9 protein-coding genes and 2 pseudogenes are annotated in these 7,381 nt (G+C 50.3%); 3 read left to right on the plus strand and 8 right to left on the minus strand.

All coding sequences use genetic code 11. From position 1 onward, the window contains the following. The first annotated feature begins 231 nt into the window (after positions 1–231). Positions 232–468 carry a hypothetical protein gene (locus QLG07_RS02280; RefSeq protein ID WP_282468376.1) on the plus strand — a complete coding sequence of 79 codons (237 nt, stop codon included), beginning with the start codon at positions 232–234 and terminating at the stop codon, positions 466–468. Positions 469–539: 71 nt separating this feature from the next. Here the strand turns inward: QLG07_RS02280 and QLG07_RS02285 are convergent. The 7 genes and pseudogenes from QLG07_RS02285 to QLG07_RS02315 form a co-directional block, all read right to left on the minus strand. Beyond that, positions 540–845: pseudogene (locus QLG07_RS02285) on the minus strand (site-specific integrase); the annotation flags it as partial. Positions 846–1,666: 821 nt separating this feature from the next. Then, positions 1,667–2,242 carry a PIN domain-containing protein gene (locus QLG07_RS02290; protein WP_282468377.1) on the minus strand — a complete coding sequence of 192 codons (576 nt, stop codon included), beginning with the start codon at positions 2,240–2,242 and terminating at the stop codon, positions 1,667–1,669. Further along, positions 2,242–2,703, minus strand: a complete 462-nt coding sequence (locus QLG07_RS02295; RefSeq protein ID WP_282468378.1) for a helix-turn-helix domain-containing protein — start codon at positions 2,701–2,703, stop codon at positions 2,242–2,244. The genes QLG07_RS02290 and QLG07_RS02295 overlap by 1 nt, the downstream gene beginning before the upstream one ends. Positions 2,704–2,940: 237 nt before the next feature. Continuing rightward, a pseudogene (locus QLG07_RS02300) lies at positions 2,941–3,030 on the minus strand (malate dehydrogenase); the annotation flags it as partial. A gap of 15 nt (positions 3,031–3,045) precedes the next feature. Then, positions 3,046–3,819 (minus strand): site-specific integrase, encoded by a 774-nt coding sequence (locus QLG07_RS02305; protein WP_282468379.1) that lies wholly within the window; start codon positions 3,817–3,819, stop codon positions 3,046–3,048. Beyond that, positions 3,816–4,538 (minus strand): hypothetical protein, encoded by a 723-nt coding sequence (locus QLG07_RS02310; RefSeq protein ID WP_282468380.1) that lies wholly within the window; start codon positions 4,536–4,538, stop codon positions 3,816–3,818. The genes QLG07_RS02305 and QLG07_RS02310 overlap by 4 nt, the downstream gene beginning before the upstream one ends. Before the next feature lie 62 nt (positions 4,539–4,600). Then, positions 4,601–4,894: a hypothetical protein gene (locus QLG07_RS02315; RefSeq protein WP_161617925.1), complete on the minus strand. Its 294-nt coding sequence runs from the start codon at positions 4,892–4,894 to the stop codon at positions 4,601–4,603. Positions 4,895–5,460: 566 nt separating this feature from the next. Between QLG07_RS02315 and QLG07_RS02320 the strand changes: the two genes are divergently transcribed. Both QLG07_RS02320 and QLG07_RS02325 read left to right on the plus strand, forming a co-directional pair. Further along, positions 5,461–6,072: a DNA-binding protein gene (locus QLG07_RS02320; RefSeq protein ID WP_348994601.1), complete on the plus strand. Its 612-nt coding sequence runs from the start codon at positions 5,461–5,463 to the stop codon at positions 6,070–6,072. 49 nt (positions 6,073–6,121) lie between these two features. Then, a complete protein-coding gene (locus QLG07_RS02325; RefSeq protein WP_282468381.1) occupies positions 6,122–6,373 on the plus strand; it encodes a hypothetical protein in 252 nt (83 codons plus the stop codon). 358 nt (positions 6,374–6,731) lie between these two features. On the opposite strand, the gene QLG07_RS02330 is transcribed toward QLG07_RS02325, so the two are convergent. Continuing rightward, on the minus strand, positions 6,732–7,025 hold the full coding sequence (locus QLG07_RS02330; RefSeq protein WP_282468382.1) for a hypothetical protein: 294 nt from the start codon (positions 7,023–7,025) through the stop codon (positions 6,732–6,734). Positions 7,026–7,381 lie beyond the last annotated feature (356 nt).

A 7,381-nucleotide genomic window follows, 5' to 3' on the forward strand; every position in this document is an offset into this window, starting at 1 on the left:
ATGTGTGATCTGATCCTTCAACTCAGCAAAAGTTCGATTTAATCAACAAAGCCATCGAAATGTTCTATAACAGTAAGCGTCGGCATGGTTCGAGCAATCAGATGTCACCGACAGAATATGAAAAGCAGTATTATCAACGGCTCGGAAGTGTCTAGATTATCCGTGGCGATTCATGTACTGTTATTGCATATGGGATTTCTGTAAAACAATCTTATCGAAAGGGCTTTTGATATGTTTAAGAAAAAATTTATTTTTCTGGTTCCATTCTTCATGTCTCTTTCATTGTCTGGCTGTGCCAGCTATGAAGATTTGACTACTCATAATGCAGAAGATACACAGCACAAGCCCATCCCGGGACGGGACGCGAAACCTACTAAAGAACAGCGAGAAGCCGTAATGTCCGGCCAAAAACCGGACTGGTCTGTATCGGGCAATGATGGAGTGAGCGTGCCAGTTTTCAGATGGTGAAATAATATGGCCCGCATCATATTATCGCCTGGGGGTGCTGCTCACTATAGCTTATGTAATTGTGGTGGGTACTAAGGTCTTTTCATTGGCGGCAGTGCCCGTAAAATCTCAGCTGCATCATGCCCGTCTCCGGCAAACGGCACGACAAGCGTGGCGGCCACATTCAGCGCAAACACCCTTGTATACACTTCTATCGAGCGCGGATCCTTGTGTCCGGCCAGAGCCTGAATAACTTTCCTGGGCTACCGGTGATAGAGCATGTGCGTGATAAAGCTGTGGCGGAACGTATGCGGCGTCACCGGAATAGAAAAATGCACACCGTCTTCTCTGGCCCGCTTCACCACCTGCTTCAGCCAGTTGCGCATGGTTTTATCGGTGGCGGTCCATGATAGAGCAAAATGATGGGTAGTCTCCGAAGCATAACAGACTGGACAGTCCGGTAATTCTGTCCAGTTCTGCTGGCTGCGCGGAATCTTGCTTGGTATAATTTTTAAACTAAACGTATGTCCAGCAGGTGAATCATGCTCAATAATGATTTTCTGTTTTATGCAGCTATCTGTATAGGTGTAGGAATAGTTGCCTATTATCTTTTTATTAAAAACAACTAAGGCCGCGCTTCGGCCTTTTTGCTACCCCTCATTTAATTCCCAGCGCAGTTAGACATACAGGTCATTCTGTCCAGTTCACTCAGTGCCTCGCTCCGCCACCGTCACCCCTCCAACTGGAATGTATAAAAGAATGGTATCAATAGTGGACACTTCGGCACTATCGGAAAAAGTGTCCAGAAAATATTTCTGGTGATCGTATTTATTTTATTGGCCTGTTTCTGAAACCGTGAGTTTGATTAGAACTTGCTTCTGAACGAAGGAGGGGTTGGACAAGCCCGACGGGCGCGTCAGCCTGTCACATTGGGGTATGCCTATCCTACCGTTTTCCTAGCTCTAAATTCCCCTCCGTATTGGACGCCAGGAGGATGGGTTATCTTCCAGCGTTCAAAGGAATGCGGGGGTGATTATTGGTTAGGTCGCACATATTGATTGGGATTGTTTGTGGTTTGAGTTTGAACGTCCAACCAGCTTAGACGATACTCTGGAGTACCTTGTCAGTTATGGCCGCTTGAATGAGCGCGGCCAATATTTCGACTTGGATTTTTTCGAGCTGGAGCCATAGCCAGTAGCTTTATCGGCTACTTAGCGCGCTAAATCAGCATGCGGTATTTGCTTAATTCTTTTACGGTTTGCGCCATACCTTGCCTTAGCAGCGCTTCTAAATATTCATCTACCGACACGGGCGGTTTCCGTAAACTACTGCGCTGCGTAGTTACGGCCGAAAGCACAAGTGCTCTATTTAAATCGAATAAATCCATAACAAAATCGTCAGGATGCAATGCTTCGATACCAAAGGCATCAAGAGAAGGTGCCGGAAAATCTTTAAGATTCAACGTCACAATGATTTCAGCATTGCTACGGACAGCAGCTGCGGCAACATGCCGATCATCTACATCAGGTAAATCAATGCTATCAATCAGAGGCTCAAAGCCGGTGACCATCGCATCAGGAACGGCTTTATTCATTAGCGTGGCAGTGCGTTTAATTTGCTCTTCAGTTAAATCCGTCCTGTTTGCTAACAGGTTACGTTGCCACTCATTTTCGATACTGGCTGACCATTTTGGTTGGTACAATCCGGTCAGCCCCAATCGAATCAGTAAATCCCGTAGAAATGACGGGTACAGTACGCAAGCATCTAAAACTACGGGATAAGGTGTGTGGTTCATTAGTAAAGTCCAAGCTCTTGGCTTAGATCTGCCAACTCCTGCATAGCTTTATTGCTATCGCTATCTCGCTGATCCTTGTACTTCATCAAATCTGCGAAAAGCACGCGGCGATGGCGACCTGTTTTATGAAAAGGCAGCTTCCCATCTTCCAGCAGTTTCACCATATGAGGGCGTGAAACATTAAGAATATTGGCGGCTTCCTGCGTGGTCAATTCAGCATGCACAGGAACGACTTGCACCGCGTTACCAAGTGCTAGCTCACCCAAAATCGACATAAGCAACATCAGTGAAGACGTCGGTAGTTCGATTTGATGAGTTACGTTATCTGCATCCTGAATCGAAATTTTCTGTGTTTCCATTTTTGTGGAGAGGTAGGCGGCAAGCTCCCTTTGTCCACGTACAGCTGCCTCAATCTCCCCTTTAGCCGGAAGGCTAAGGCTATCAAGAATTGAGTTTGTCATTGTTTAGTATTCCAATTGTTTAGGTTTCGGTTTTACGGTTTCGGTTTACGGTTCAGCTTTACGGTTTTAGTTCTACGGTTTGACTTTACGGTTTAGGTTCTACGGTTTAGGTTCTACGGTTTCGGTTTTGATATGACGACAACTGCTATAACTGAGGTTATACGAAATAAACGAAAAACGCAACAAACGCAACAAACGAAACAAATGAAACAAACGAAAAGCTGGGTAAATCCTGTTGACCACAATTACTATCTTTTCTTTTTTAAGCAAAAAGTCCTGTCTGGAGGACGAGCCTGCATAACTCGGAGAGGCTTCTTCAGGTCTGACGGGCACGTCAGCATGTCACCCATTTCCCTTCAGCATTGCGACCGCCTCTGCCGCCGGCATCTGGAACTGCACCCTGTGTCGCGCAGCAACATCGAGCGCAAACACTTTTGTATACACCTCTGTCGAGCTAATACTCTTATGCCCCATGAGGCTCTGCAGCACCTTTAGCGGAATACCGGCATACAGCATGTGCATCGCGTAGGAATGCCGGAATGTGTGCGGCGTCACCGGCACGGAGAACGTCACCCCGTCGGCCGCTGCCACTTCAATCGCTTCGCTGAGCCAGGTGCGGACCGTGCGGTCGGTGATATCCCAGATGCGTGCTTTCTCCGTTCTGCCGGTTCGCTTATTACGTCGCTCCAGCGGAATTTTTAGTGTGGCTACCATCATATCCAGCTGGCTGAGATAGTTAGCATCCGAAAGCGGGACCAGGCGGTGCGTCTGACTGCCGGCAGGCGTACGGCCGGCCGTTCGGGCAGCCTTCTCCGCCCGCTGCTTGAGCGTGGCCAGCTGCACGAACGGGTAGGGTGGCGCCAGGGAAAAATCACTCCGGGTCAGCGCCAGCGCCTCGTTAATGCGCGCGCCGGTGTTCCACAGGGTGGCCAGCAGCATCCTGCGATGCAGATCCGGTACGTAATGGAGCAGGGCGCTGACTTCCGGCGCCAGCAGATATTTTGGCAGTTCGTCCTGTACCAGAGCCATCTGGCGAAGGGCCAGCGCAGCAGGGTAATCAATAGCGACAGGAAGTTGAGCAGGAGAGTAATGCGCTACAGTTGCGGGTAAGTTCATTCCTGTGCCCCTGAATGCCTGTTAGCCTGAATGCGTTGCTGCATAATGATATGGAATGTAGCCAGTTCCCGTTGTCTCAAAATATGCATCTGAGCCCGACGTTTACGCTCATTACGCCACACCCGCCAGAGAACGTTCTGCGCGGACCACTTCGTTGCATCAAGTCGGGTACTGGGAAGACAGGCCAGTTTTCGCAGTCTCCTGGCCTGCAGAATGGCCTTAAGACCAAGACGGGCATACAGATACTTTCGTTCCAAAATTGTATTGGTATAGTCCGGTGGACCTTCACTTTCCTCCATGCCCGCGATCTCTCTGTCACTCCATTCCTTCAGAACAGGCACTTCACGGATAGCGTAAGTAAGACCAGGTTCAAGAGCACGCCAGTCGCCGGTGATCACCTTTAAATCTAACTCCGGGCGGGTCTGGGTTGCCCGCATGAAATCCTGCTTGTCTCGTTCTCCGTCATCAGTTGCCACTTTGGTGCAGCCTTCAGCAAACCTCTCCAGCAAAAAGACCAGCTCCGTGGCAATATAGAGTCGTTCACTAGCCTGCTTCGCGGCGGCAGCCCTTTCCTTGCGCTTTCGGGTAAAATGATGTGTCAGGCCCACGCCTCCCAGGGCCGCGCCAATCGACGCGACCGCCGTGATGATTTGTGGCGCCAGACTGGCGCTGTCCTTCACGACTTTCACACCTTCAGTGGCAATAAACCAGTCAGCCATGTTAGTTCCTTATTCAGAAATCTCGCCCCTAACATTCCTCGCCCTCAGATGTGGACCCGCAGTCAGGAGATAATCTTATATACCGCTTCAGCAAAACGTTCGTCCGTAAGCTCAATACATCCCTCAGGGCCTCCTTTTACTTGAGGGGAATCGGTCGTCATATAACCTGGCTCAAGTAGCCACTGGTTTGCATCACCATCTTGAGAGGCAAGAAACTTTTCGCCGGGAGAAAAGATCAGAGCATCGTTCCATGACTTGGGATTTTTGATATCAGCAACAGGATTGGCAGTACCCGTCCAGAACCATAATGCCTGGTAGTGGAGCCTAAGATGTATTACCGCATTCAAAAATGTCATTTTCGCCCTCAATATTAATTGCTGAATAGTCACTCAGAGTAATTATGACGCGCAGCACAATCGACTGCACTCAACCCTGAGTCTGTCACGCTAATGATTTTCACATGTCGTCATCATTTCAAAGGTGACAATAAGCAGCCATATAGAAACCAGATTAAATTACCGGATGGCCGTTCAGGTGAGATCCGATTTTTACGCTATTACGCAGTTTCCGGAAGTATACCACGCGCACGGAATAACCACACCGCCCTTTTCCGGTGCTGCGCGCCGGGTCACCGGGCAGGGGGATAACACAACATATAGAAGAAAATGCATCTGACGGCGTGGCACATCTTGTGTTGTTGTGCCGGGGCGCGCCGGTGCGGTTCAGGAAGATCCGGAACCGGGAGTTTTCGGATCTGACCGAAAAAACGAGAACGCTTTGTATGTACGGTGGGATTGAATGTATTAAATGTATCGTATGTATGAATTGTACTATATGTACGATGTGTATTATTTGTATTGTATATTTTTCCCCCTCCGCGTACAATCCGGTCACTGACCCCTTATCCGCCCCGGAGCCCATAATGAGCACACTGCCCCCCGAAACCGTCCGCCGTATCGAGGACGCCGCCGACGCCCTCATCGCCGCCGGCAACCCGAACCCGACCAACGAGCAGGTCCGCCAGCACCTCGGCGGCGGCTCCCTGTCCCACATCTCCCCGGTGATGCGCGCGTTCCGCGCCCGCCGGCGCGAGCAGGCCGCTGAACAGACCACGCCGCTGCCGGCAGAGCTGGCGCAGCTGCTGACCGGCCAGCTGGGGCTGCTGTGGCAGGCGGCCGTCAGGCAGGCCGACGCCGACACCCTGGCGGCGCGGGAGCAGGCTGACGCGGATATCGCGCAGGCCGACCGGGAGCGGGATGAGGCCCTGGCAAAAGTGACCGCCCTTGAGAGCGAGCTGGCGGTGCTGCGTGAGGTGGTGGCCGAGCGTGACCGCCTGCTGCAGGACGTCCGGGCGCTGCGGGATGAGGCGCTGCCGCTGCGAGAGCAGGTGGCGCGCCTGACTGCCACCTGCGAACACCTGGCGGCACAGCTGAAGGAGACGAAGGAGGAGCTGAAGGAAGCCCGTGAGGACAGCCGTCAGCTTCAGGCCGAACTGCTGGCCCTGGCCCGCCATGACGGGAAGGTGAAGAAATGACTCCTGAACGCCGGTGCCGAAGACACATATTACGGAAGAAGCGGCAACAATGAAGTGGTCAAAGGTCATGGCGAGTTACCTCATTACCGGCGTGGCCAGTGCCGGTGTGGCCTGCCTGTTCGTACTGGCAGTGGCGCTGTTATGTCGGGTTGCAGAGACCGGCAGCGCCGCCGACTGGGTCGCCTCCTTTGCGAATGTCGTTATGGCCATCAGACTGGTAATGAAGATGTACTGGCACTGGACGCGACATATCCACTCAGGCAAAACATGCACAATGTGGTTGCGGAATTTCGTTCTCTGAGCGAGAGAGAGGAGCATCAGTGCGGCAACCGGCTGCGTTTTGACAGCGCTCAGGCTGGCAGGCACGCGTCGGAATTAGAGGCAGAAAGACTGCATACCATTGACCGGAAACGATGGCTTCTGGAACAGGCCGCAGGATAGTTTCACCTCAAAAATGGATTTCAGGTTAAAAATGCATCGAAAACAGCATTTTAACATCATAAGGGGCATGAGTCTCTGTCATCACTACGCTCCCGAAGACTATGTTCATGATCAGGATATGTTTAAAACGATGATTCAGTTTCCTAACCATGAACGCCGCGAACGGGAACTGCATGAGCAGGTCAAAAAGATAAGCGCCCGGTGGCACTTAGTGTAGCTTAGCGATACATCATGGCAGTAATACGCTCTTCCTGGGCTTTAAAATCATTCCTGTGCATGGTTACGACGTAATAACGATAATGATTTTTCTCTGCGTATTCACGCACACTTTCTTCTGCGAATAGACCTCTGAAAGTAACAGTAGTAACGAATATTAGTCCTTTAACCTCATAACTACTTATCTCCTGCGGAATTCCGTTATAAAGAGGTGGAAACACAGTTTTGCGGGACTGGCATCCAGCCAGTGAAAGAGTAATGAGCAGAGGTACAGTAAATATCTGCGACAATTTCATCTGAAATCCTTTTTTGTTAGCATATATTTTTTAAGGTCACTCACTGAGTTTATACTGTAAGTTCCGCCAATTTGTATTTTACAGCATTTATGCAACCTCCATATTGGGATACTCGTTTACGGCAGATTCAGTCATGGATGTCTGGGAACGTATCTTTACAAGATCTAGTAGCAATTACTATAATATTGAATGGGCTTCTATATTTCCATATATTTTTTATCGCTTAACCCATAAGTGGTCCGCCACTGCAGCTATCAGCACTCAGCCAACTGGCAGCAACCGACGTAATCATGATGCAGAGGGGCTTTGTTGAATAAATCAGATTCGGGGCGAGTGTCCCTGTGGCAGGACAGATT

It is taken from the genome of Erwinia sp. V90_4 (assembly GCF_029967685.1).
In the GTDB taxonomy this organism is placed as follows: domain Bacteria; phylum Pseudomonadota; class Gammaproteobacteria; order Enterobacterales; family Enterobacteriaceae; genus Erwinia; species Erwinia aphidicola.